The 26,370-nt window shown below is 41.6% G+C and carries 21 protein-coding genes; 11 read left to right on the plus strand and 10 right to left on the minus strand.

The annotated features are described in order from the left end of the window. Window positions 1-188: 188 nt before the first annotated feature. On the minus strand, window positions 189-1,037 hold the full coding sequence (nadC, locus tag IMPJCBKJ_RS11675) for a carboxylating nicotinate-nucleotide diphosphorylase (RefSeq protein ID WP_166340471.1): 849 nt from the start codon (window positions 1,035-1,037) through the stop codon (window positions 189-191). Between the two features lie 187 nt (window positions 1,038-1,224). Between nadC and ampD the strand changes: the two genes are divergently transcribed. The 6 genes from ampD (at window position 1,225) to lpdA (ending at window position 10,035) form a co-directional block, all read left to right on the plus strand. Next, window positions 1,225-1,767: a 1,6-anhydro-N-acetylmuramyl-L-alanine amidase AmpD gene (ampD, locus tag IMPJCBKJ_RS11680; protein ID WP_166340473.1), complete on the plus strand. Its 543-nt coding sequence runs from the start codon at window positions 1,225-1,227 to the stop codon at window positions 1,765-1,767. A 21-nt stretch (window positions 1,768-1,788) separates the two neighbouring features. Next, on the plus strand, window positions 1,789-2,640 hold the full coding sequence (gene ampE / locus IMPJCBKJ_RS11685) for a beta-lactamase regulator AmpE (protein ID WP_166340475.1): 852 nt from the start codon (window positions 1,789-1,791) through the stop codon (window positions 2,638-2,640). A 378-nt stretch (window positions 2,641-3,018) separates the two neighbouring features. Further along, entirely contained in the window at window positions 3,019-3,768 is a 750-nt protein-coding gene (gene pdhR / locus IMPJCBKJ_RS11690; protein ID WP_036965924.1) for a pyruvate dehydrogenase complex transcriptional repressor PdhR, read from the plus strand. Window positions 3,769-3,853: 85 nt separating this feature from the next. After that, a complete protein-coding gene (gene aceE, locus IMPJCBKJ_RS11695; protein ID WP_166340477.1) occupies window positions 3,854-6,520 on the plus strand; it encodes a pyruvate dehydrogenase (acetyl-transferring), homodimeric type in 2,667 nt (888 codons plus the stop codon). A 9-nt stretch (window positions 6,521-6,529) separates the two neighbouring features. After that, window positions 6,530-8,422: a pyruvate dehydrogenase complex dihydrolipoyllysine-residue acetyltransferase gene (gene aceF, locus IMPJCBKJ_RS11700; protein ID WP_166340478.1), complete on the plus strand. Its 1,893-nt coding sequence runs from the start codon at window positions 6,530-6,532 to the stop codon at window positions 8,420-8,422. A gap of 188 nt (window positions 8,423-8,610) precedes the next feature. Continuing rightward, window positions 8,611-10,035, plus strand: coding sequence for a dihydrolipoyl dehydrogenase (gene lpdA, locus IMPJCBKJ_RS11705; protein WP_166340480.1), 1,425 nt, complete (start codon window positions 8,611-8,613; stop codon window positions 10,033-10,035). Between the two features lie 188 nt (window positions 10,036-10,223). Here lpdA and IMPJCBKJ_RS11710 read toward each other — a convergent pair whose 3' ends face one another. The 7 genes from IMPJCBKJ_RS11710 to lptD all read right to left on the minus strand — a co-directional run bounded on the left by IMPJCBKJ_RS11710 (window position 10,224) and on the right by lptD (window position 18,952). Then, a complete protein-coding gene (locus IMPJCBKJ_RS11710; RefSeq protein WP_138601742.1) occupies window positions 10,224-12,239 on the minus strand; it encodes a methyl-accepting chemotaxis protein in 2,016 nt (671 codons plus the stop codon). Between the two features lie 141 nt (window positions 12,240-12,380). Next, window positions 12,381-13,196, minus strand: a complete 816-nt coding sequence (locus tag IMPJCBKJ_RS11715; protein ID WP_054550995.1) for a symmetrical bis(5'-nucleosyl)-tetraphosphatase — start codon at window positions 13,194-13,196, stop codon at window positions 12,381-12,383. Window positions 13,197-13,202: 6 nt separating this feature from the next. Further along, on the minus strand, window positions 13,203-13,592 hold the full coding sequence (gene apaG / locus IMPJCBKJ_RS11720) for a Co2+/Mg2+ efflux protein ApaG (RefSeq protein WP_054550996.1): 390 nt from the start codon (window positions 13,590-13,592) through the stop codon (window positions 13,203-13,205). Beyond that, complete coding sequence (rsmA, locus tag IMPJCBKJ_RS11725) at window positions 13,576-14,382, minus strand: 16S rRNA (adenine(1518)-N(6)/adenine(1519)-N(6))-dimethyltransferase RsmA (RefSeq protein ID WP_054550997.1); 807 nt, start codon at window positions 14,380-14,382, stop codon at window positions 13,576-13,578. Before rsmA ends, apaG begins: the two co-directional genes overlap by 17 nt. Then, on the minus strand, window positions 14,379-15,371 hold the full coding sequence (gene pdxA, locus IMPJCBKJ_RS11730) for a 4-hydroxythreonine-4-phosphate dehydrogenase PdxA (protein WP_054550998.1): 993 nt from the start codon (window positions 15,369-15,371) through the stop codon (window positions 14,379-14,381). Before pdxA ends, rsmA begins: the two co-directional genes overlap by 4 nt. Window positions 15,372-15,376: 5 nt before the next feature. Further along, entirely contained in the window at window positions 15,377-16,669 is a 1,293-nt protein-coding gene (gene surA, locus IMPJCBKJ_RS11735; RefSeq protein WP_138601738.1) for a peptidylprolyl isomerase SurA, read from the minus strand. A gap of 36 nt (window positions 16,670-16,705) precedes the next feature. After that, window positions 16,706-18,952, minus strand: a complete 2,247-nt coding sequence (gene lptD, locus IMPJCBKJ_RS11740) for an LPS assembly protein LptD (RefSeq protein WP_138601736.1) — start codon at window positions 18,950-18,952, stop codon at window positions 16,706-16,708. A 103-nt stretch (window positions 18,953-19,055) separates the two neighbouring features. Here lptD and IMPJCBKJ_RS11745 point away from each other — a divergent pair, with 103 nt between their 5' ends. Genes IMPJCBKJ_RS11745 through djlA form a run of 3 tightly spaced genes read left to right on the plus strand, consistent with a single transcriptional unit; the run spans window position 19,056 to window position 21,606 of the window. Further along, complete coding sequence (locus tag IMPJCBKJ_RS11745; protein ID WP_166340481.1) at window positions 19,056-20,057, plus strand: phosphotransferase; 1,002 nt, start codon at window positions 19,056-19,058, stop codon at window positions 20,055-20,057. Then, on the plus strand, window positions 20,054-20,710 hold the full coding sequence (murU, locus tag IMPJCBKJ_RS11750; protein ID WP_166340483.1) for an N-acetylmuramate alpha-1-phosphate uridylyltransferase MurU: 657 nt from the start codon (window positions 20,054-20,056) through the stop codon (window positions 20,708-20,710). The genes IMPJCBKJ_RS11745 and murU overlap by 4 nt, the downstream gene beginning before the upstream one ends. Window positions 20,711-20,733: 23 nt before the next feature. Further along, window positions 20,734-21,606: a co-chaperone DjlA gene (djlA, locus tag IMPJCBKJ_RS11755; RefSeq protein ID WP_138619086.1), complete on the plus strand. Its 873-nt coding sequence runs from the start codon at window positions 20,734-20,736 to the stop codon at window positions 21,604-21,606. On the opposite strand, the gene IMPJCBKJ_RS11760 is transcribed toward djlA, so the two are convergent. Both IMPJCBKJ_RS11760 and rluA read right to left on the minus strand, forming a co-directional pair. Then, the gene (locus IMPJCBKJ_RS11760; RefSeq protein WP_054551004.1) at window positions 21,589-22,524 is read right to left on the minus strand and encodes a DUF3530 family protein; all 936 of its coding nucleotides are present in this window, start codon (window positions 22,522-22,524) and stop codon (window positions 21,589-21,591) included. The two genes, djlA and IMPJCBKJ_RS11760, sit on opposite strands and share 18 nt — an antisense overlap. An 80-nt stretch (window positions 22,525-22,604) precedes the next feature. Beyond that, window positions 22,605-23,258 (minus strand): bifunctional tRNA pseudouridine(32) synthase/23S rRNA pseudouridine(746) synthase RluA, encoded by a 654-nt coding sequence (rluA, locus tag IMPJCBKJ_RS11765; protein ID WP_082389154.1) that lies wholly within the window; start codon window positions 23,256-23,258, stop codon window positions 22,605-22,607. A 479-nt stretch (window positions 23,259-23,737) separates the two neighbouring features. Between rluA and IMPJCBKJ_RS11770 the strand changes: the two genes are divergently transcribed. Together IMPJCBKJ_RS11770 and IMPJCBKJ_RS11775 are read left to right on the plus strand one after the other, a co-directional pair. Beyond that, window positions 23,738-24,397 (plus strand): tRNA-uridine aminocarboxypropyltransferase, encoded by a 660-nt coding sequence (locus IMPJCBKJ_RS11770; RefSeq protein ID WP_054551007.1) that lies wholly within the window; start codon window positions 23,738-23,740, stop codon window positions 24,395-24,397. 956 nt (window positions 24,398-25,353) lie between these two features. Then, a complete protein-coding gene (locus IMPJCBKJ_RS11775; protein WP_166340485.1) occupies window positions 25,354-26,358 on the plus strand; it encodes a Fe(3+) ABC transporter substrate-binding protein in 1,005 nt (334 codons plus the stop codon). The last annotated feature ends 12 nt before the right edge of the window (window positions 26,359-26,370 follow it).

Below are 26,370 nucleotides of genomic sequence, written 5' to 3' on the forward strand. Positions count from 1 at the left end.
TTGCTAATACTTTGAAGAGTGAAACTAAAATGTGTGTAAGAGCCTAGGGTGCAGACATACTAAAGAGTGATATTTTGCCGTATAAATGTTTGTTTTTTGTTACTATTACAAGCTTTGTACGTATTTAATGCTTTTTTTATTTCGTTGTCAACGGATTAGGTAAGCATTAAATACGTGGCTAGCTATTTTTAAGCACTAAAACGCATTGAAAGGTCGATTGATTGTAAATTTTTTGTAAGTGCGCCACTTGAAATAAAGTCAACGCCAGCCTGCGAATAGGCTTTTAAGGTTTCGAGTGTCATGTTGCCAGATACTTCGAGCTTTGCTCGCTTGTCTGTCAGCACGACTGCTTGTTGAATTTGTTCGACTGTAAAGTTATCAAGCATGATGATATCAGCACCAGCTGTGATCGCTTGTTCAAGCTCATCAAGTGACTCTACTTCAACCTCAACTGGCTTTGTAGGGTGATTGATTTTTGCTTGAGCTACTGCTTTATCAATACCGCCGCAGGCAGCGATGTGGTTTTCTTTAATTAAGAACGCATCAAACAAACCGATGCGATGATTCGCACCGCCACCACATTTTACAGCGTATTTTTGTAGCGCACGTAAGCCAGGAATTGTTTTACGCGTATCGAGTAGCTGCGTCGTTGTACCCTCAATCTCTCTTACATAATGAGCTGTTGTTGTTGCTGTACCTGAGAGTGTTTGTACAAAGTTAAGGGCAGTGCGCTCAGCAGTTAAAATTGCGCGAGCTGAGCCTGATGCGGTGAAGAGCGTGCTATTGGCTGCTACTTTGTCGCCATCATTTACAAGTACTTCAACGTTTACTGTAGGATCGACTTGGTTAAAAACTTCTAAAATAATGTCTTTACCACAAAATACGCAGTCTTCACGGGTAATTACCTTGGCATTTGCTAGCTCGTTTTCTGGAATTAGTTGCGCGGTAATATCACCGTCATTTGCGCTTTGGTAATTTAAATCTTCATCAAGGGCGAGTTTTACCAGTTGGCTAATTAATGTGTGTGGGACTGACATGTCGAAAGCTCATTGTTTATTAATAAATTGGCGAAATTTTACTATGTTTAACCCCTCAATAGAAGACAAAGATTGGCTACAGTAAAGTATCCCCACTGTTACTTTAAGTGATTGAATCAAAGCAACTAGACCCTGAGATTTTAACCCTTTACACTATTTAACTTTATTGTCATCGTTAGTTTTTAATATGCATATAAATGAATTGGGTCAATTAAACAATGTATTACAAAGGCCCTGTACACATTACGATGAACGCCCAGAAGGCGAGGTATCATTACTTGTTATTCATAATATTTCATTGCCAGCAGGGCAGTTCGCAACGCCTTATGTTGATGATTTATTTATGGGAACAATTGATTGTACGGCGCATGAAAGCTTTGCTGATTTAAAAGGCTTAAGAGTGTCAGCACATTGCTTTATTCGTCGTACCGGTGAAGTTATTCAGTACGTGCCTTTTGAGAAACGAGCTTGGCACGCCGGTATCTCAACGTTTGAAGGTAGAGAGCGCTGTAATGATTTTAGCGTGGGCATTGAGCTTGAAGGTACAGACACCAAAGCGTATACCCAAGCCCAATATAATGCATTACACTTAGTGACTAAGGCGTTGATGGCAAAGTACCCTGAGATAAACCGTTCGCGCATTGTTGGCCATTGTGATATTGCACCGGGCAGAAAAACTGACCCTGGTGTGAGTTTTGATTGGCAATACTATTTTGATTTAGTGTTTTAGTTAAAGGATATAGGTAAAGGCATGATCTTAATTTCAATAATTATTGCTTTGGTGATTGAGCGTTTAGGAGCTCGAGCAGATTATTGGCAAATCGGTTTTTATGCCAATAGATATCTTAAACACTCGCAAAAACAACTCTCAGAAAAAGGTTTATTTAATTCGCCAATTGGCTTTTTGATTTGGTTAATGTTGCCTGTCGTTGCCGCAGGTTTAGTCTATCAACTCTCTGATTTTATTATTTGGCAGCTGGCAGTGAATGTTGCTGTGCTGCTGGTTTGTTTTGGCTGTGCTAAACAACGTGCTTTATATAAGTCTTACTTAAATGCGTTAACCCGCAACGACCAAGAAGCGGCTACCTTATATGCATTACAAATGGGTCAAAAGAAAACAGAAGATGATCCTCAAGGTGAGACTTTTGGTCAGACTCTAGCTTGGCTAAATTTTCGCTTTTACTGTGCAGTTATTTTTTGGTTTGTGGTTTTAGGTGTGCCTGGCGCAGTTCTTTATGCGCTAGTTCGAACTTTTGCTGATAAAGTCAGAGACGACCATAAAGTGGCGTACGCTAAGCGTTTTAAACTGATCCATAGCTTATTGTTCTGGCTTGATTGGTTACCTGCACGAGTTGCAAGCTTTGGTTATTTAGTGATTGGTAACTTTAATAAAGGTACCAGTTGTTGGCTCAAATATGTGCTCGACTTTTCAGTGAGTAACCGCAAAGTTGTTACGCAAACCGCACTTGCCGCTGAGCAAATAGAGCAACAACATTTTGGTTGTACTTATGAAGCTACTTGCATGATGAAGCTTGTAAAACGAAATGTATTGTTCTTTTTAGTGATCATCGCAGCACTTACTTTATTTGGTGGTTTGGCGTAGGCGCGATTTTATATCGCGTTTAAATTTTTGGTCTTTGTGGTTTTTGTCGTGGGATGAGCCCGCTGTTACAAAGCTACTCAATTCAACTAACATCTAAAACCTGACCTCTAAAAGCTTTTGTCGCTCAATCTGGTCTGACCATTTATTTTTTATTGTTTTTTCCTTCAGAAAAAGCCACTTTAATCCATACTGTTTAATCTTTAGACGAATTACGTTAGGGTGTAACTAGGCGCTGAACGTAGTGAAATTGACAGAAATACGGGTTTTTGATAACGTATGCGACAAATTTGGTATGACCAATTTACCTTTTTGGTCAAAGCACAAGGCTAAATACCCGATATTTATGGGGTTAGCGCATAACAATGCGGACGTTAATAAATGTCTTTAAAGATTAAAGCAGCAAAATTATCTGATGTAATTTTACAACAACTTGAGAATATGATTCTTGAGGGGTCGTTAGCGCCAGGCGAAAAGCTGCCTCCTGAACGTGAATTAGCGAAACAATTTGAAGTATCGCGACCCTCACTGCGTGAGGCGATTCAAAAGCTAGAAGCCAAGGGGTTAGTAACGCGTCGCCAAGGGGGCGGAACGTTCGTAAAAAATCAGCTTGAAGAGGGGCTCACTGATCCGCTTTTTGATTTGATTAGTAAGCATCCAGAGTCACAATTTGATTTACTCGAATTTCGTCATGCCCTTGAAGGAATCGCAGCATATTATGCAGCTATGCGTGGCACAACGAATGACTTCAAAAAAGTAAAACAAAGCTTTGACAACATTGCGCTCGTTAATGACGACATTGTGCAAAAAGCAAAAGCAATTAATGCATTCCATTTTAGTGTGGCAGAAGCGTCTCATAACGTTGTACTGCTACATTTAGTACGTGGTATGCAGGCCTTGCTAGAGCAAAATGTATTACAGAATTTAACTGTACTGTTAAAAAAACCACAGATCAGTCAGCAGCTCGCAGAACATAGACGACTGTTGATGGATGCGGTTATTGAAGGAAACCCAGAGCAAGCACGTCTTGCTAGTAATGCTCACTTAGCCTTTATCGAAGAAGCCTTACTTGAGGCTGGCAAAGAGCATTCGCGGATTGAACGTAGTTTAAGACGCACCAAACAACATTAAGCAAGTGATTAGCTAAGTTTAGTTAACTACTTAATTTTAAGATTTATTAAAATAATTAGTATTTTAAACATAAGGAAACCTCCATATGTCTGAAGTCAATAAAATTGACGTAGACGCGCTAGAAACACAAGAGTGGTTACAAGCCCTTGAGTCTGTTGTGCGTGAAGAAGGTGTTGAACGTGCTCAATTCTTACTTGAGCAAGTGTTAGAGCAAGCCCGTTTAGACGGTGTTGATATGCCTACTGGCACAACCACTAACTACGTTAATACCATTCCGGTAGATCAAGAACCTGCTTACCCAGGTGACGTAAACATTGAACGTCGTATTCGTTCAATCATTCGTTGGAATGCGATCATGATCGTATTACGCGCGTCGAAAAAAGATCTAGACTTAGGCGGCCATATGGCGTCTTACCAGTCTTCAGCTGCATTCTATGAAGTATGTTTTAACCACTTCTTCAAAGCACCAAACGATGTTGATGGCGGTGATTTAGTTTATTACCAAGGTCACATTTCTCCAGGTATCTATGCACGTGCATTTGTTGAAGGTCGTTTAACTGCTGAGCAGCTTGATAACTTCCGTCAAGAAGTTGATGGTAAAGGTCTTCCTTCATACCCACACCCTAAATTAATGCCTGAATTCTGGCAGTTCCCTACGGTATCTATGGGTCTTGGTCCAATTGCTTCAATCTACCAAGCTCGTTTCTTAAAATACCTAGACGGTCGTGGCTTAAAAGACACTAAAAACCAACGTGTATACGCTTTCTTAGGCGATGGTGAAATGGATGAGCCAGAATCACGTGGTGCAATCTCATTCGCTGCGCGTGAGAAGCTAGATAACTTATGTTACCTAATAAACTGTAACTTACAGCGTTTAGATGGCCCAGTAATGGGTAACGGTAAGATCATTCAAGAGCTTGAAGGCCTATTCAAAGGTGCAGGCTGGAACGTGATTAAAGTTGTATGGGGTAGTGGTTGGGATATCCTACTTGCTAAAGATACATCAGGTAAATTACTGCAGTTAATGAACGAAACGATTGACGGTGATTACCAAACATATAAAGCAAAAGACGGTGCATATGTTCGTGAGCACTTCTTCGGTCGTTACCCAGAAACAGCAGCACTTGTTGCTGATATGACTGATGAAGAAATCTTCGCACTTAAGCGTGGTGGCCATGAGCCTTCAAAACTTTACGCTGCATTCAAAAAAGCGGAAGAAACCAAAGATCGTCCGACTGTGATCCTAGCTAAAACTGTAAAAGGTTACGGCATGGGTGAAGCGGCTGAAGGTAAAAACATCGCGCACCAAGTTAAGAAAATGGACATGACCCACGTTGAGCACCTACGTTCACGTTTAGGTCTACAAGATTTAGTTTCTGATGAAGAAATTAAAGAATTACCATACCTTACTCTTGAAGAGGGTTCTGAAGAGTACAAGTATCTTCACGCTCGCCGTGAAGCGCTTCAAGGTTACACACCTAAGCGTATTCCTAAGTTTTCTGAAAGCTTAACATTGCCAGAAGTTGACGCGTTCAAGCCACTACTTGAAGAGCAAAAGCGTGACATCTCTACAACAATGGGCTTTGTACGTGCACTTAACGTATTACTAAAAGACAAGGGCATTGGTAAAAACATCGTTCCTATCATCGCTGATGAAGCGCGTACATTTGGTATGGAAGGTTTATTCCGTCAAATCGGTATTTACAACCCGCATGGCCAAAACTACACGCCGCAAGACCGTGACATCGTTTCTTACTACAAAGAAGCAACATCAGGTCAGGTATTACAAGAAGGTATCAACGAGTTAGGTGCAATGTCATCATGGGTTGCTGCTGCAACATCATACAGCACTAACGATTTACCAATGATCCCATTCTACATCTACTACTCAATGTTTGGTTTCCAACGTGTAGGTGATATGGCGTGGATGGCCGGTGACCAACAAGCTCGTGGTTTCTTACTAGGTGCTACGGCAGGTCGTACTACACTAAACGGTGAAGGTTTACAGCACGAAGATGGTCACAGCCACATTCTTGCTAACACGGTTCCTAACTGTATTTCTTATGATCCGACATTCGCATACGAAGTAGCGGTAATCATGCAAGACGGTATCCGTCGCATGTACGGTGAAGACCAAGAAAATGTGTTCTATTACCTAACGCTAATGAACGAAAACTACCATCAACCAGCAATGCCAGAAGGCGCTGAAGAAGGTATTCGTAGAGGTATCTACAAGCTTGAAACTGTGGCTGGCGATAAAGCGAAAGTACAGTTACTAGGTTCAGGTACTATCATGATTGAAGTGCGCAAAGCGGCACAAATCCTGAGCGAAGAGTATGGTATTGGTTCAGATGTATTCTCTGTAACATCATTCAACGAGTTAACGCGTGACGGTCAAGACGCTGAGCGTTTCAACATGCTTAACCCTGAAGCAGAGCAAAAGACTGCTTATATCACTAACACATTAACAGATGCCGTGACTGTTGCTGCAACAGACTACATGAAGAACTACGCAGAACAAGTTCGTTCATTCGTACCAAGCAGCAACTACAAAGTGTTAGGTACTGATGGTTACGGTCGTTCTGATAGCCGTGAAAACTTACGTCGTCACTTCGAAGTGAATGCTGGTTATGTTGTGGTTGCAACACTATCTGAGCTTGCTAAACGTGGTGAAGTTGAGAAGTCAGTAGTTGTTGAAGCAATCAAGAAATTCGACATCGACACAAACAAAGTTAACCCGCTATACGCATAAGAGGTTCCAATGAGTATTGAAATTAATGTACCAGATATCGGTGGCGATGAAGTTGAAGTAACCGAAATCCTTGTTAGCGTTGGTGATAAGGTTGAGGTTGACCAATCGTTATTAACGGTTGAAGGCGACAAAGCATCAATGGAAGTACCTGCTGCACAAGCAGGTGCGGTTAAAGAAATTAAAGTAGCTGAAGGTGATACGGTAACGACGGGTTCACTTATCATGATCTTCGAAGGTGAAGAACAAGCTGCGGCTCCTGCAGAGGCTAAAGAAGAAGCGCCAGCTCCAGCAGCTGCGCCTGCAGCTTCTGCTACACAGGAAGTAACTGTGCCAGATATCGGCGATGATGAAGTTGAAGTAACTGAAATCATGGTTGCGGTAGGTGACACGGTTGAAGAAGAGCAATCTTTATTAAGCGTTGAAGGCGATAAAGCATCAATGGAAGTACCTGCTCCAATTGCGGGTACGGTTAAAGAGATTAAAATCGCGACTGGCGATAAAGTGAAAACGGGCTCTCTAATCTTCGTTTTTGAAACACCTTCAAGCGGTTCAGAAGCGCCTGCTGCAGAATCAGCACCTGCTGAAGCAGCGCCGGCAGCAGCGGCATCAAGCACTAAAGAAGTTAACGTGCCTGATATCGGTGGTGACGAAGTTGAAGTAACCGAAGTGATGGTTGCTGTAGGCGACAAGGTTGAAGAAGATCAGTCAATCTTAAACGTTGAAGGCGATAAAGCATCAATGGAAGTACCAGCACCATTTGCCGGTACTGTTAAAGAAATCAAAGTAGCAGCTGGGGATAAAGTATCAACTGGCTCACTTATCTTTGTATTTGAAGTAGCGGGTAGTGCACCAGCTGCAGCGGCTCCTGCTCCTGCAAAAGCTGAAGCAGCGCCTGCAGCAAAAGCGCCTGCGGCTGAAAAGCCTGCATCAGCACCTGCAAGCAACGAAGGCTTTGCAGATAACAAAGCGTATGCACATGCATCGCCTGTGGTACGTCGTTTAGCACGTGAGTTTGGTATTAACCTAGCGAACGTAAAAGGCACGGGTCGTAAGAATCGTGTTGTGAAAGAAGACGTACAAAACTACGTGAAAGACCTTGTGAAGAAAGTTGAGTCAGGTCAGCTATCTGCAGGTAAAGGTAATGCCGGTGGCGGCGAGCTAGGTCTTATCCCTTGGCCTAAGGTTGATTTTGCTAAGTTTGGTGAAATCGAAGAGAAAAAACTTTCTCGTATCCAGAAGCTATCAGGTGCTAACTTACATCGTAACTGGGTGCAAATCCCGCATGTTACACAGTTTGACGAAGCTGATATCACCAGCCTTGAAGCATTCCGTAAAGAGCAAAATGCGCTTGCAGAGAAGAAAAAGCTGGGTGTTAAAATCACCCCACTTGTATTTGTGATGAAAGCAGCGGCGAAAGCATTGGCTGAATTCCCAACGTTTAACTCTTCACTGTCTGAAGACGGCGAAAGCTTAATCTTGAAGAAGTACATCAACATTGGTGTTGCAGTTGATACGCCAAATGGCTTAGTTGTTCCAGTGTTCAAAGATGTTGATAAGAAAGGCATCATTGAGCTTTCTCGTGAGTTAATGGATATTTCTAAGAAAGCACGTGACGGCAAGCTAACGTCATCTGATATGCAAGGCGGTTGTTTCACAATCTCAAGCCTTGGTGGTATTGGTGGTACAGCGTTCACACCAATTGTAAATGCGCCAGAAGTTGCTATCTTGGGTGTATCTAAATCAGAAATGAAACCTAAGTGGAATGGCAAAGAGTTTGAACCTAAATTAATGGTTCCATTATCAATGTCATACGACCATAGGGTTATTGACGGTGCACTAGCAGCACGCTTTACTGTGACGCTAGCAAGCTACATGAGCGATATTCGTCAACTAGTGATGTAATCTCCTCATTAATTATAAGAATCAAATCCCAGCAAGTTGTTTTTTGCTGGGATTTTTACCATTGGCAATGATACAATCTTTGCTATAGAACAATCTTGGTATAGATATCTGCTCTCCCTTTCTGCCTTGCAGAAACATGGCAGTTAAACATAGGGGCAGTGTCCCGTTCAAACATTTAAGGTAATAGCATGAGCAACGAATTAAAAACTCAAGTTGTTGTACTAGGCGGTGGTCCTGGTGGTTATTCTGCGGCTTTCCGTGCTGCTGACTTGGGCTTAGAAGTAACATTGGTAGAATCTCGCAACACATTAGGCGGTGTATGTCTAAATGTGGGTTGTATTCCTTCAAAAGCACTTTTACACGTAGCTAAAGTGATCGATGACGCTGCAGAAATGTCATCTCACGGCGTTACTTTTGGCAAGCCTGAAATCGACCTAGACAAAATCCGTTCTTGGAAAGAGTCTGTAATCGGTCAATTAACTGGCGGCCTAGACGGCATGGCTAAAATGCGTAAAGTGAAAGTGGTTAACGGTTACGGTAAATTCACTGGCAGCAACACCATTGCTGTTGAAGGTACTGACGGTACAACAACAATCACGTTTGACAATGCTATTATTGCAGCAGGTTCTCAACCAGTTAACTTACCTTTCATCCCTGAAGATGACCGCGTAATTGACTCAACAGGTGCGCTAGAGCTTAAAGACGTTCCTGAGAAACTACTAGTTTTAGGTGGTGGTATCATCGGTCTTGAGATGGGTACTGTATACCGTGCACTAGGTTCTGAAATCGACGTTGTTGAGTTTGCTGATCAATTAGTACCAGCAGCTGATAAAGACGTTATCAAAATCTACCAAAAATACGTTAAGAACAAGTTCAACGTAATGCTTTCTACTAAAGTTGTTGGCGTTGAAGCGAAAGAAGACGGTCTATACGTTTCATTCGAAGGTAAAAACGCACCAGCTGACGCAGTACGTTACGACAAAGTGCTTGTAGCTGTTGGTCGTACACCTAACGGTAAATTACTTGACGCTGACAAGGCAGGCGTTAACGTTGATGAGCGTGGTTTCATCAATGTTGATAAACAGCTTAAAACAAACGTTGGTCACATCTTCGCTATCGGTGATATCGTTGGTCAACCAATGCTTGCACACAAAGCGGTACACGAAGGTCATGTTGCTGCAGAAGTTATCTCTGGTCAGAAACACTTCTTCGATCCTAAGTGCATCCCTTCAATCGCATACACAGATCCAGAAATCGCATGGGTTGGTGTAACTGAGAAAGAAGCTAAAGAGCAAGGTTTAAGCATCGAAACTGCTGTATTCCCTTGGGCTGCTTCTGGCCGTGCAATCGCTTCAGCACGTACTGAAGGTCAAACTAAGCTAATCTTCGATAAAGACTCAGGTCGCGTTATCGGTGGTGCTATGGTTGGTATCAACGCAGGTGAAATGCTAGGTGAAATCGGCTTAGCAGTTGAAATGGGCGCAGACGGTGAAGACCTGGCGTTAACTATTCACGCTCACCCAACGTTAAACGAATCAATCGGTCTAGCTGCTGAAATCTTCGAAGGTTCAATCACTGACCTTCCAAACAAAAAAGCAGTTAAAAAGAAGTAAGTTCTTTTGACTAATCGTTTTAAAAACCCAGCTCCGGCTGGGTTTTTTGTTTTTAACCGTCAGCACATTTTAGTAATTCGCAATAAGACTGAATCAAAAGCCAGCTGTTAACTTCGTTAGAATTACTATAAAAAAACCGCGTTTGCTTTCACAAACACGGCTTCTATTCTTCATTAGCTTGTAGCTTACTATACTTTAAACGCATCTACCGATAAACGCAGTTCTTCAGCCAGTTTTGCTACTTCAGAGCTTGAGATATTAGTTTGGTTTGCACCTTCAGCTGTTTGCTCTGCGATTGCTACAATCGACTCTAAACGTTCACTGATCTCTTGAGATACTTGCTGTTGTTCGTGAGCGGCTGTTGAAATCTCTTCACTTACGTTATGAGCCTGTGCAACGGCAGCAGTGATTGAATCAAGGGCCGTGTTTGCAAGGTCTGATTGCTCAACACACGACTCAGCTTGTTGCTTACCTTTCGACATAGCCGATACAGCAGCCTCAGCGCCAACCTGAAGCGATTCAATCATTGCTTGGATCTCTTGGGTCGACTCTTGAGTCTTGCTTGCTAGAGAGCGTACTTCATCAGCAACTACGGCAAAGCCTCGGCCTTGTTCACCGGCACGGGCTGCTTCAATGGCTGCATTAAGCGCAAGTAGGTTGGTTTGCTCAGCAATGCCACGAATAACATCTAAAATGCCACCGATTGAAGCGCTGTCTTTATGAAGCTGGTTGATAACTTGTGATGCATCATCGACTTCACGAGCTAGTTGCTCAATGGTTGCTTTATTTTGTGATGAAATGCCTTTGACACGATCTGCCTCTTTGTCAGCGTTCTTTATTTCACTAAGAGCTTGTTGAGCACTGCTACTTACCGCTTGTGATGTACTGCTCATCTCAGTTGTTGCCGTTGCCGCTTGTTCAACCTGTGCTTGTTGATTACGTATAGCTTGGCTAGATTCTTCAGTGATTGCCGATGTCTCTTCAGAAGCAGCTGCTAGCTGTGTAGAGCGAGAGATTATACCTTGGATAAGCGTACGCAAACTTTCAATTAGCGTATTACAGCTACGTGATAGTTCACCGAATTCGTCTTTAGCTGAGTCGTCTAGGCGCTGTGTCATGTCACCGCTTGCCACAATATCAAGGATACGGTTTACTTCAGAAAGGGGCTTGGTTATACGATTAACAGTCACAGCAGCAACGATGATAGCAATTAAAGTAGCAATCACCATGGCAACCCAAGTCCAAATAGTTGCTGTTGAGACATTACCGCTGACATCTTGCTGCAAGTCAAAAGCCAGCACTGTAGCTTGGTCAACTAGCTCTTTTAATTGCTTTAATGCTTCACTAGTAGAGTTTTCTGCGTTTGCTAATTCAGCTTCTGTTTTAGCAATTGCATCAATTAAACGTTTTTTATTTGCAGATAAACTGTTATTACCACGAACATTATCTGAAAGCGTTTCAAAGTAGCCGTTTAAATCATTATACAAACCGGCGTTATTATCAATAATTGCTGGGCGAATGAGCCCTAAACTACGCTCAACTTCTTCTAAGTAATAAACCTGTTCATTTTTTACGATGTCTAATGTGTTGAGAGTTTTCACCGTTAGCATATCAGTGCTGTTAGTGACGACTGATTGGAAGTTGTTTTCCATGTTATTGGCGGCTTGATAAGCACGTGAATGGTTTTCTTCAAGTCCATCTATATCAATAATATCAAGCACCACTGAATTTGCATCTTCAGCACTGATTTCGATGTTTTCAAGCTGGGTGCGTAGTGTTTTATTTAGCTCAAGTTGAGTTTGTTTATCTGCAAACAGGTTGTCGACAGACTTAACAAAGCGCTTATAAGTTTGCTCAACTTGTTGGCTGCTTTGTTTTAGCTTTGGATCGTTGCTAACAATTTGTTGAAGCTCTTGGTAGGAATTATCATATCGTTTTTTTTGTTGGTTGAAATTTTTTCTTAATGTCGCCAGTTCATCTTGCGCACTAGTATAAAAACTTGCCTGAGCTGACTTACTCATTAAAATAAATTCAACCTGTAACTCATAACTCTTATCGAGAGCTGGCAGCGAAAGCTGGTTAACTCGCTGTGTTGATTGATCTATGTTGGTAATTTTTACCAACGAGTTACCACCAATAAAAAGCAGGAGTAACGTAATAACAATAAAGCCACCCCAAATGCGCTGTCTAACGGTCAAGTTCATATGCAATTCCAGAAAATAGTACTAATCAACACTTATCGGCAAGGTTGCCAATTAGTTAAGTATTTAAATTTAATTAGCTTTAAATTAAATTTATTTTAATTGTTATAAATCTAACAGATGTTCAGCTATTTTTCAGTTTATTTAGATAAAAGAGTGGGATTTTTCGACGAAATAGTCTTTTGTGTTGAGTTCCATTAGGGTCATTGCGCCACCCCAAACACAGCCTGTATCAAGAGCGTGGATGTTTTCTTGTTTGACTTTACCTTCTAAAGCAGCCCAGTGGCCAAATGCAATATGCTGTTTTAACTTAGAAATATCAGGGTGATCGAACCAAGGTATTATTGAGCTGTCTTCACTAATACTGGTTTTGTTTGCAAAATCGAGTTCACCTGTAAGGTTTACGAACCGCATCCGAGTGAAATAATTAACAATATAGCGAAATTTAGCTTCACTACTTAAATTCGATTGCCACTGTAACGGATGGGGATCGTACATATTGGCGAAGTAATGAGTTGCATCAGCTCCTTGATAGCATTGCTGGGCAAAACTAGCACGTTTCAATGCTTTTTTTATTGACCAGCTAGGATTTAGGCCAGCATGACTTATCAGCATGTTATAGCGTTCAAGCCAAATAGCTAATGGCTGTTGCTGTAAAAAATGAATATATTCAGCGCGTTTTGGACTATTAAAAACATCGGCCAGCTTATCTTTGGGGTTTGCAGGTTTATTTAGATAATGACAAGCGATAAGGTGTAAATCATGATTACCAAGGGTAATAGTTACACTGCCTTGCATAGTATGAAGACGCTCGAGACAGGCGAGTGAGTCAGGACCTCGAGCGACTATATCGCCGACTAAATAAAGGTGATCTTGGCTTGGGTTGAAGTTGACCCGTTTCAATAACGCATCAAATTCACTATAACACCCCTGTAAATCACCAATTGCATAATCAGCCATCGTTATTTAGTGCAATATGTTTGGGCGAGCTAAACGAAACACCTCGATTGGTGCTTCGAATTCAGTCCCAAATTCGTTACGCATGGTGTAATGACCTTGCATTGTCCCAACTGGGGTATCAAGCACAGCGCCACTGGTGTATTTGTAGCTTTCACCTGGGGCAATGGTTGGGGTTTCACCAACAACACCTTCACCTTGTACTTCCACTTCTTTGCCGTTAGCATCAGTAATTAACCAATAACGGCTCAAAAGCTTAGCACTGCATAAACTGTGGTTTTTAATGGTGATAGAATAAGCAAAAACGTATTTATCTTGTTCAGGCTCTGATTGACCTTCTACGTAGAAGGTCTCAACCGACACCTTAATTGGAGAACCTAGATTACTGCTTGTTGTCATAAATCCAATTAGCTATATCAATAAATTGTTGTAAAGACAGGCTTTCAGCACGCAGCGTGATATCAATGCCGATGCTTGTTAGTTCTTCAGCTGTAAGTAAGTTAGATAAACTATTACGCAGAGTCTTACGGCGCTGATTAAAGGCTTCTAAGCATACTGTGTTAAGAAGTTTTGTACTTTTAGCTGAACGCTGTTCAGGCTTTTTAGGGATCAAACGAATTACTGCTGAATCGACCTTAGGGGCTGGCTTAAAGCACTCTGGTGGCACATCAATCACTGGCATTGCGTGACAGTAATATTGTGTCATTACACTCAAGCGGCCAAAAGCTTTGCTGCCTGGGCCTGCGACCATACGTTTAACTACTTCTTTTTGCAGCATAAAGTGCATATGCTCAACATTGTCTGCAAATTCAAATAAATGGAATAACAGCGGGGTCGAAACATTGTAAGGTAAGTTACCAAAAATCTTTAATTTTTCGTCTGACTTGATCAAAGAGCTAAAGTCGAACTTCATTGCATCGCCTTGATGCACTGTTAACTTTGGCCCTAAGAATGGGTGGCTCGTTAAACGTTCTGCTAAGTCTTTATCTAACTCAACAACCGTTAGGTGGCCACTTAAATCAGCGACTGGCTCAGTGATAGCACCAAGACCCGGGCCGATTTCTACTAAATTATCTTCAGGTTTAGGATCAATGGCCGTAACGATTTTGTCGATGATCATGTCATCGTTTAAAAAGTTTTGACCAAAACGCTTACGCGCGCGGTGTCCTAAATGTACTTTATCTGTCATTGATTCTGCGCTTTTTCATGGGCGAGCTTAATTGCTTCGCGGATCGCTAATTCAAAACTACCTACATCAGCAGTACCTGTGCCGGCTAAATCGAGAGCCGTGCCGTGATCTACTGAGGTGCGAATAAATGGCAGGCCAAGAGTGATGTTGACCGAATTGCCGAAACCTTTGTATTTTAGCACAGGTAATCCCTGATCGTGATACATTGCAAGCACTGCATCTGCTTGCGAAAGATATTTATCTTGGAATAGGGTGTCAGCAGGCAATGGGCCAATTAAGTTCATACCTTGGTTATTTAAGAGCTCAAGAGTTGGCGTTATAGTGTCAATTTCTTCTGTGCCTAAATGACCATCTTCGCCGGCATGTGGGTTTAAGCCACATACGAGAATGCGTGGTTTTTCAATGCCAAACTTTGTTTGTAAGTCATGATTTAATATTGTGGCTACTTTGCTTAAACGCTCAACGGTGATTGCGCGCGATACATAAGCAAGCGGTATATGGGTCGTAACAAGTGCCACACGCAAGCCTTCAGTTGCTAACAACATCACCACATCAGCAGTATTTGATTGCTGTGCAAAATACTCTGTGTGACCGCTGAACGAAATCCCCGCTTTGTTGATAATCCCTTTATGAACAGGGCCTGTAACAACAGCAGCAAAAGTACCATCCATATTTTTTTCACTGGCAATGCGCAGTGTATCCAACACATATTGACCGTTAGCGTCATTAAGTACGCCCACTTCAACGTCTGTGCCTAAATCTACTTGGTGTAAGTAAACGCTGCCTGCAGGGGCAATGCTTGGTGCTTGGCTATCATCGAAGTCAATTAAATTGATATCTAAACCAAGCAACTTAGCGCGCTGTTTTAATAACGCGCCATCAGCAATCACCACCAGTTGGGCATCCCACTGGTGCTGCGCTAACTTGATAAGTAAATCAGGGCCAATACCAGCTGGCTCACCTGGGGTAATTGCAATTCTAATGGTCATAATTATTATTCTGTTGGGAAAATATCAACGTGTGCTTGCTCACGCATTTCTTGCTGCCAGTTGAAACTTTCTTCTTTAAATTTACGATTAAACAGTAGTTGGTGAGCGCGGTTACGTTTAGCTTGCTCTGTTTTATCTGCTACACGCTTATCAAGTAGCTGTACAATGTGCCAACCAAACTGAGTTCTGAATGGCTCACTGATTTCATTTTTATCTAGAGAAAGCAAGGTATTCTTAAACTCTGGTACATAGGTGCTTGGGTCAGTCCAGTCGTACTCACCACCTTTTAGTGCTGAACCCGGGTCTTCAGAGTACTCTTTAGCAAGTTCTGCAAAGTCAGCTTTACCATCACGAAGATCTTTTGCAAAGCCTTTAAGCATGTCACGCGCTTTTTCTTCGCTTAAAATAATTGATGGTTTAACTAAGATATGGCGTGAACGAACTTCTGTTGTTTCAACAACTTGACGACCACGAACATCTTGCACTTTGATGATGTGGAAACCAGCACCTGAACGAAGCGGACCAACAATGTCATCTTTTTTATGACCTTTTACAGCTTCTGCGAATAGCGATGGCATTTCGTTGATGCTCATCCAACCAAGCTGACCACCCTCAAGTGCCTTTGAGCCGCTTGAAGATGAAATAGCAATACGCTTGAACTCTTTGCCTTCTTTTAAAAACTCAATAACTTTTTCAGCTCGCGTTTTAGCGCTCGCAATTTCATCCGCAGTAGCATCACTAGGAATATCAATCAAGATATGGCCAATGTCATATTCTTCGGCATTTTTACCTTGTGTTTCCATGATTTTTAACAGGTTATCAATTTCTTGCGTACTGATATAAATACGGCGATCCACGTTCATACGAGTTACTTGTTGCGTGGTGATCTCTTTACGGATTTCTTCGCGATATGCAGGGTAGCTGTCTCCAGCCGCTTCAATTGTCCTACGTAAGTCAGCAATACTGCCACCTTGCTCACGCGCCATATTTTCTAAAGTTTGGTCTAATTGCGAGTCTGAAATCTCAAGACCCATACGCTCAGCAAGTTGCATCATTAGTTCTTGGCTAACTAAACGCTCAATGGCTTGAATTCGCAGTGTATCATCAGAAGGTAATTCTTGACCTTGCTCTGCAGCCTGAGTCTTTACGCGATTAACAATGGTGTCTACTTCACTTTGTAAGATAACACCTTGGTTAACAACGCCCACCACTTTGTCAATTTCAACTGGTTTTGCGAAAACGCTTTGGCATAGGCCAACTGTTAATAATGCTGATGCAAATAATTTTTTTAAATTCATACTTTTTCTAATACTCTTGCTAATAGTACTGCGGTACTAGTTATTAAGAAAATACGGTCTACGATAGCCAAAAATACCTTGTTGTAATAATTTTTGTGCATCATAACGGCTTTTGCTTCCAAGCCCTTTTAACACAATATTGAAACCAATACTTGTGTCAAAGGTTGCTTGCTCTTGACCAATCGCCTGGTTCAAATCAGTTTCGATTTGACGACGGCCTGTGATTTGAAACGCCCAACAGCATGATTCATACTGAAGACCGCTGAAAACCTCAATACTACGACCGCTCTCTAAATCACGGTGGTAGCTGCCAACAAACTGCCAATCTTCTGATAGCGGAATGCTGGTAAATAGACCAACTTGCTCGATTGTATTGCCTGAGACATCATTTGCATAGCGATGGTTCAATTGCACGAGCTGTTTATCGTCACCTTTATAATCTAAGGTGATATTTGACTGAATAATTTCTTTACCATCAGTGTCGTACTGGATACCACCTGATAAATACCAACGACGGTGCCAATGTAACATGGTTTGCGCTGCAAACAAGGCATTGTAGTTAGTGTCGGAGTCGATACCTTGTGATGTAGGCTTGGCATCATTACTTAAATAAAAAATTTGTCCGGCACTGAAGTTAAATACTTCTTCATTTTCACTACTAAATAAGCGTGTTGTTGCACCTAACGTAAATTGGTTTGCAGTTGCTATCCGGTCGATACTTGAAAAACGGCGATCTCTAAATAAGCCAAAGAAATCGTCTTGTAATTTTGCTGTATCGTAAAGACCAATATTTGATTGGTCTTTATTTGGCGTATATAAGTACTGAATTTGTGGTTCAAGAGTTTGAATACCATCTTTAAAGAAAAATGCAGTATCACGCTCAAAATTTAATTGGCTGTATAAACGCACTTTAGGTAGGGTTCGAGTGACATTTTCATCAAACTCGGTACCAGCTAAGTCACCATGTTGGTTGTATTCAGTATGTAATAAGCTGAACTCAGATAAAAATGACCATGCGTATTCTTGATAACCAAAACTTGCTTTAGGCTCTATATGAACACGGCTTGCTTCATCAATTACAGCTTCATCATTAGTGAAATAACTGAGCTCACCATCAAGGGTTAAATCAATGCCATAAAAATCATATGCATCAGTTTGCGAAAAACTAATTTGTGGCAACGCCGCATATGATTCACGGTGATCACCAAGTACTTCAAAACTTTGCAACTTGATATTGGTGCGCCAAGTGTCACCTAAGTGGGTTAGAGAGCCGGTGCGGTACAACTGAGTATCGGTGCGAGTCGCATAACCAGAGTTTAAATCGGTTAAGTAGTTATCATCACTGACGTTTGTTATGTCGATATTAGCACGCCAGTTTTCACCTAAATAACTTTGCTGTTGCCAGTGGAACAGATAACGAGAGTCTACATTTGGCTCTTCGTCATCTTTGTCTAGGTACTCAACAGCAACTAAGCCATTATTTTGCTCAGTTAAGTAACGAAATTCCCCAATCATTTGTAAACCGCGTTTAGACATATAGCGCGGTGTTATAGTCGCGTCGTAATTTGGTGCAATATTCCAGTAATAAGGAGTAATGGTTTCGATACCATAGCGGCCTGAGCTCGAGAAGTTAGGTGTTAGTAAACCTGACTTACGACGGTCATCTAATGGGAAAGTAAAATAAGGAACATAAAGTACTGGGGTATCAAACACTCTAAGCACAGTATTATGTGTTTCGCCCCAACCTTCTTCTCTTGATAAGTCGATTTCGTCAGCTTCGATGGCCCACACAGGTGTTTCACCCGGACAGGTAGTAAAGCTTGCGTTCATCAGGTTTAGGCCAGACTCATTAACTGTTAGTTTTTCTGCACCGCCATGACCAAGTTGATCAGTAAACTTATAGTCTGCGCCTAGCAAGCTCAATTCAGAATTGTTTAAATCTGCATTGAGTCCAGAGCTATTAATTTGGCTTACTTTATCGCGATAAACGATAGGACCGGTTGCATTAAGTAACCCACGTTGTTTGTCAATCAGTGCACTTTGTGCGGACAAATTCATCGTTAGGGTGTTAATATCTACATTACCGGTAAATTCTGCGCTTTGGGTACCCAATAGTTCAATATCATCGGATTTGATATCGATCATATTAAGTTCAAGGCCAGGGAGCGGTTGCCAAGCTCTGGTTTGCATTGAAGTGCCACAAAAATTGTGTGTCAGTTCAGTTTCGGCGAACGATGGTGCGCTAAGTACGCTTAGCATCATTATGCCCCAGGTTTTGCTCATTTAATGACCTTAATGCTCTTTGGTTGGATATAAGCTAGACATAATAAAGGAAAACAATGGCAAATACAGTAATTGACTTAGTGAAAAATAGATATCTTACTAAATGAATCGTTATAAAAGTTTACAGCAGTTTTTAAATCCTCACTTTAAAGAGGATGAATATCAATTAGCCGCCATCACTGGGGATGCGAGTTTTCGCCGTTATTTCCGCGTAAATACAGGTGATCAAAGCTATATTGTCATGGACTCAGATCCAGACAAACTGGATAACACACCTTATATAGAACTCAACAAAGTATTTTCTCAGCATGGGTTTAAATTACCAAAAATTCTTCAGGCTGATGAAAAACAAGGCTTCTTCTTGCTGAGTGATTTAGGCAATACTCATTTGGCTGATTTACTGGGCGACGAAGACCGCACTTTACACTACAAACATCTAATAAAGTTAAGTGCACAGTGGGCGCAAATCCCGCCTGCCCAATATATGAAAGTATTTGATGGCGAGTTTTTACAGTTTGAGCTAAGTATATTTAGAGATTGGTTAGTCGATAACTTTATCGGTGAGCAACTCTCTGCTGATGAGCAGAAAATGTGGCAACAAGCCTGTGAGTTATTAATTAATAATGCCCTTGAGCAACCAATTGTTACAGTGCACCGAGACTTCCATAGCCGTAATATTATGCGCACAGGGCAGCAATGGGCAATCATCGATTATCAAGATGCCGTACAAGGGCCGGTGTGTTATGACCTTGTTTCATTATTAAGAGATTGCTATTTCAAGCTACCAGAACAAGAGCTCGACTACCTTTTACATTACGCTTATGACGAATTTAGCGAGCAGCAGCTATTGCAAGACACTTCGTTTGCGATGTTTAAACGTTGGTTTGACTTAACCGGCGTGCAGCGTCATTTAAAAGCTGCGGGCATATTTTGCCGCTTAAAATTACGTGACGGTAAGTCTGGCTATTTGAATAATGTACTGCCAACCCTTACATACATCAGTAATGTCAGTAAAGAATACCCAGAGTTAACAGCCCTTGGTCAGTGGATAGAGCAGATAATTATTCCACAGACTAAGCAGCGTTTAACGAAAGAGTCCAAATGAAAGCAATGATCCTAGCTGCGGGGCGTGGTAAACGCATGATGCCGCTAACCGAAACGCAACCAAAGCCGATGCTAAAGATTAACGGCAAGCCACTATTAGAGCATCATATTAATAACTTACGTCAAGCCGGGGTTACCGATATTGTTATTAACCTTGCCTGGCAGGGCGACAAAATAACAGAGTATTTCGGTGATGGTTCGCAGTTTGGTGTATCGATCACTTACAGCCAAGAGCAGGCTGGGGGGCTTGAAACCGCCGGGGGGATCATTCAAGCATTGCCGTTATTGGGCGAACAATTTATTGTCATCAATGGTGATGTGTTTACTGATTACGATGTGACTTCGTTGAAGCAGTTACACCTGCAAGCCGGTGAGGCGCATATTGTCCTTGTTGAAAATCCTGCGCATAATCCTGATGGTGATTTTGCACTGAGTCATCTAAGTTCTGATAGTCAAAAGTATACTTTTTCCGGTATAAGTCGTTATCATGCTGATTTCTTTAAAGGTCTCAGCGCTGGTATTCGTCCGCTTGGGCCTATTTTGCGAGAAAGGCTCAGTGAGTACCAGGTTTCGACTGAACTTTATTTAGGTCAGTGGGATGACATTGGCACACCAGCCAGACTCGACGAAATCAATCAGCGTTTCGCTTTGTAAAAACAACAGAGGTTTGCCAAATTATGTGGGGAAAAGTACTCGGTTTTTGTTTTGGCTTTATGTTTGGCAAATTTATAGGAGCCTTACTGGGCCTTTACCTAGGCCATATGTTCGATCGCAGCTTAAAACAAGACTTTGATAAAGCCGGTGGTTTTTCTGGTTTGTTTAAAGGCGATGATATTAACGAGCGCCAAGCACTTTTCTTTTCTAGCTGTTTTGCGGTGATGGGGCATATCGCCAAATCGAATGGTCGCGTTAGTGAAACGCATATTCGTGCTGCAAGTTTGTTTATGGACGAAATGGGACTCTCAGGCGATGAGCGCAGAGAAGCACAAGATGCCTTTCGTAGTGGTAAAGAAAGCGATTTTTCATTAAAAGAAACCGTTCATGACTTTAAAGAGCGCTTTGCTCGACGCCATGATTTATTGCAACTGTTCCTCGAAATACAAATTCAAATGGCCTTTTCTGATGGCCACCTTGCAGAGCAAGAAAAGCAGTTACTGCAAGAGGTGAGCAAGCAGTTAGGTATTTCACGTACTCAGTTTGCAATTTTATTAAAACGCTACCAAGCCGAATTTGCATTTCGTCAGCAACAACAGCGTTTTTATGAACAGCAGCGTCAACAAAGTCAGCAAAATCGCAGCAGTCATAGTGAACAAAGAGGGCACAGTGTGCCACCGAATAATGGTATGAATCGCGCCCAAGCGTTGGCTCTTTTAGGCTTAAACAATGATGCTTCAGCGAGAGATATTAAAGTTGCTTATCGAAAGCTCATGGCTCAGCATCACCCCGATAAGCTGGTATCGCAAGGTTTACCAAAACATATGATGGAAGTTGCGGTAAAGAAAAGCCAAGATATTCAAGCGGCTTATGAGTATTTAAAAAAGGCGGCGTAAAAATCCGTCGACTTCTTTGAGCAGCCGCTGGTGCTGCTCAGGCTCTGAAGGCACACCAAATAACTCTCTTTGTCGGTAGTCATATTTTGCGTGTTTTCTTACCCAACGTTTTCTGTCTTTAACACTTTGCAGCGTGTCAGGGTTACCCTCACTATAAAAAATATCCAGTAACGGTGGGCTGATAGTCGAAAGCGTCGCATTGAGATGCTGGTTACGAACACTGTTAGGTAAATAACTACCTAGGCTAATAAAAGCGTTTAGTTCGTTATTTGGAAAGCTCGCATAATGTTCAATCAAGAGCCCCGCACTGGCACCTTGTGCTACCACAATAATGTTGCCGCCTTCATCCATTGCACTGTTATACAAGGCATTGAATCTGGCAATTAGCTTTAATTTGTAATCATCAAGCACGGCTTCACTAATATTAGGTTCACCCGTAACAAAATGCGGCGCTTGTTGCGTTTCGGCTGGTGGAGCAGGAGTTGATTGCTCATCGCCTTGTTGACTACTTTGTGTTGTTGACTCAGCTTCAGAGCTTTCAGGTGACTCGGGCGTTGTCACATCGACAGGGTGCCAATCAATGTCAGGCATGGTCATGGCAAGGGTGGCATAGCCAATTTCGTTTAACTGCTTGCGCAAAAAGTTAATACCAGCATTATTAGTGGGTAGATGCTGCCAATCAGGAATAATGAGCACAATTCCGCGTTGACTGGCTGCCATCGATTGACGATATAAGCTAATGAACTCATCTTCACCGGCAAGCAGAGTACGTACTTCATCACTTGGTAAAAAGCGTTGAATATCGTTAGTGACCAAGCTTGACCAAGGGGTGGGTTTAATAAAATCGGCAGCATTCACATTGCCCATCAACGCAAAACAGGCTGCGTAAGCTAAGCGATGTGCGGGTTTTAAATTCATGCCGATATTACCTGAGTCTTTAATTAAATCAGTGATTAATTAACTATCGGCAGTCTTTATTAAATATTTAGCGAATTGTCTTAAAACTCAGGAGCGGCTTCAAAAATCAGTGTTTCACCGCTTGCAGGGTGAGCTAAGGTAAGCATTTCGGCATGCAGTTGTAAGCGGGGAGACATGGCGAATGCCTCGGGGTGAGCATACAACTTATCGCCTAAAATAGGGTGACCTAATGACAGCATGTGCACACGTAGTTGGTGAGAACGCCCAGTAATAGGGGTCAGCTCGACACGAGTTGCATTCTGTTCATGCTCAAGTACTTTAAAATGGGTTAATGACGGTTTGCCATTGTCGTGATCAACCATTTGCTTTGGGCGGTTCGGCCAATCACAAATAAGTGGTAAATCTACAGAACCAGTTTCTTGCTCAAGCTTACCAAATACACGAGCAATGTAGCGTTTCGCGGTTTTTCTATCTTGAAACTGAATGCTTAAATTACGATGCGCTTCTTTATGCATAGCTAAACAAATAATGCCAGAGGTCGCCATATCAAGGCGGTGAACAATTTTTGCTGTTGGGAAAACGCGATTAATGCGAGCAATAAGGCAGTCGGCGTGTTTTGGGTCTTTTCCCGGCACAGTAAGTAAACCACTTGGTTTATTCACAATAAGTAAGTCATCGTCTTGATAAACAATACTTAAATAAGGTGTCATTGGGGGATTATAATTGAGTAACACAGCCAGCCTCGATGATATGCAAGGACGCTATTTTAAAGGAGTATGAGCGCATACACAATGCCAGAGCTGGTTTTAGAAAAGTAGTTAAGATACAGTAAATTCAGCTATGGAGTTTTAAGAAAAGGACAAACAAATGTTTCGCTTTGGTTTAATTCGCAGTAAGCCTTGTTCACGATGTGGCTTAGAAGTAAATTATCTTGAGCCAGAGTGTCCGCACTGTAAAGGCCTATCAGATTTACAGGTCGTGTTTTTGAAGAAGTCCCACAGAGATGATTTACGTAATAAAAATAGCGATTTAATAGCCGTTTTTTGGAAGCTAACCCTTGTTGCATTTTTTATAACACTACTTCTCTTCATTTTTTAGGAATAGCTTGCTCTTTGGGCTTGCAGATATCTATTCCCCTTATTTTTAGCTACAATACGCGCCGTTTAATTATCTGGTAAATACAGTGGCTACTATCTCAAATAATTCCGTGTTAATGCTTCGTGCTCAGCAAATGACTGAGTCTCGTCGTGAATTTAAAGCGCGAGGAGCAAAGTTAACGCGTTGTGAGCGATGTTTATTAGCCGAACACTATTGTATTTGTGATGGTGTTGAACAGGCAAAGTGTGATGCCGCGGTTTGTTTACTTATGTACCATAATGAGAGTTTTAAGCCGTCAAATACTGGCCGTTTAATTGCTGAAATCGTGCCAGATAACCATGCCTTTAAATGGGATAGAACAAATCCAGATGAAGCCTTATTAAGCTTATTGGCAGATCCCCAGTATCAGCCAATGGTTATTTTTCCAGCCAGCGATGTAGACGACGAAGAGCGGGTGATCACCGAAGTAACCCCTGTTGAAGGTAAACGTCCATTGTTTATCTTTTTAGATGGTACTTGGCGCGAAGCTAAGAAAATGATCCGTAAAAGCCCTTATCTAGATAATTTTCCTGTGCTTTCAATTACACCTGAAAAGCTTTCGGATTATCGATTGCGTGTTGCCCCGCATGAGCATCAACTAGGTACTGCTGAGGTGGCTATTATGGTTCTTGCTCTTGCTGGTGAAGAAGATGCAACTCAAAAGCTTGAGCAACATTTTATTAAGTTTAGAGATGCTTACCTGCTTGGTAAGCGAAATAAGGGACGCCCGGAGTAATAGTACCAATCCGCAATAATACTTAATCATTTTGAGGGATTAAACCTGTCGCTACCTGCGTTAAAAATTACTGATTTAGAACAACTAAATAACGAAATTTTTGCCTTGTTATCGACGAGGTTTTATTGCCTCAAAATAGACCACTTAATTAAGCGAATTGGTATAACTCTTTACTAAATTGTAGGCAAAAGAAAAGCGCGTACTATCTCTAGTCGCGCTTGCGGAATCTTCTTAATTTTTTGCATCCTGCAATTGAATCTAATCAACTCCCTAAACTTTGCCAATCCATGCGATTACACTTTACTTATTGGTTCTGTGTAATATAAGGCAATCCCGCCTTGTTTCCTTGTTAGTCCTTTACATCCTTGCTGGTAATCACTTTACCATTCCCTTACGTGCCATCCCGACACTATCCCTTTATTTGCAAATCCGTTGCGATGCCCTAACGGCCTGTCCTTTATTCCACTTTTTGAACTTCCTGTATAACAATATACTGTTATTATGCCATTCCACATCATCCTGATGCTGTCCGTAGGTTGTCACTCCATTGCGTTACTCTTCCTGAGCCTGTCCTTGATTCCTTATTCTCCTAATGAACCTTATTCCGCGGTATTATGAGTAATGCTTCCTTATCCATCTACTCATTAAGCTTCTTGCTTAGTTGATGTAAGTAATTATAGAGAAATAGGCAAAGCTGAGTAGGTCAAAATCTTATTTAATCTGTTGGTTATTTTATTGTCATTTAATATATTTCATTAAATTTCAGTTTGTTAAGTGTTTTTATGCAGTGTTTGCTGGTGCTTTTTACTCAATAACTGCCATGTGGGTGAGATATGTCTTACATGCAAATTCCTAAATGGCAGCTATGTTGATTGAAATATAAGTTTAAACGGGTGCACTTTGCCCTAACTCTAGGTAAAATATTTTGATAATTGTTACTATTTAGGTGCTATAAAATGAAGAAAACAGCCTTAGTATTACTTAGCGCATTATTAAGCGCGCCTACATTTGCTGCAGATGTAGTAAATATTTACTCGTTTCGTCAACCATTCTTAATTCAGCCTATTTTGGATGATTTCACTAAGCAAACAGGCATTAAAACTAATGTGGTATTTGCAAAAAAAGGGCTGATTGAGCGTGTTAAGCGCGAAGGTAAACACAGTAAGGCTGATTTAGTATTAACTTCAAATTTTAGTGCGCTGATTCAATTAGAAGATTTAGGCTTAACGCAATCAATTAATAGCGATGTGGTTAATGCGAATGTGCCAAGCACTTTTCGCGATTCCGACGATCAATGGATAGCACTTACCAAGCGTGTACGTAATGTTTACTCCGCAAAAGAGCGCGTTGGTGCGCTTGGTGAGTTAACATACGAAGATTTAGCGGACCCAAAATACAAGGGTAAGATCTGCACTCGCTCTGGTAAACATCCTTACAATTTAGGTTTAGTCGCTTCTATGGTTGCTCACCATGGCGAAGCAAAAACTAAGCAATGGCTTGAGGGCGTAAAAGCCAATTTAGCACGTAAACCGCAAGGTAATGACAGAGCGCAAGTCAAAGCCGTAAAAGAAGGTTTATGCGATCTGGCGTTAGGCAACAGCTATTATTTTGGCAAAATGATGCAAGATGAGCAGCAAAAATCATGGGCAGAAGCGGTATATATTAACTTCCCTAACCAAATAAACCGTGGTTCTCATATCAATGTATCGGGCGTTGTTATGACCCGTTATGCTAAAAACCCTGAAAATGCCTTGAAACTGATTGAGTATATGACCGACAATAAGGCGCAAAATATGTATGCTTCCGTTAATATGGAATACCCTGTAAAGCAAGGGGTTGCATTATCTGAGATGGTTGCATCATGGGGTGAGTTTAAAGAAGACAGTCTTCCTCTTGATGAGATCAGCAAATATCGCCCTGTGGCACTGAAGCTGATTGATGAAGTAAAGTTTGATTTATAACGAGAACATTCC

It is taken from the genome of Pseudoalteromonas sp. MB47, assembly GCF_011319765.1.
Classification (GTDB): domain Bacteria; phylum Pseudomonadota; class Gammaproteobacteria; order Enterobacterales; family Alteromonadaceae; genus Pseudoalteromonas; species Pseudoalteromonas simplex.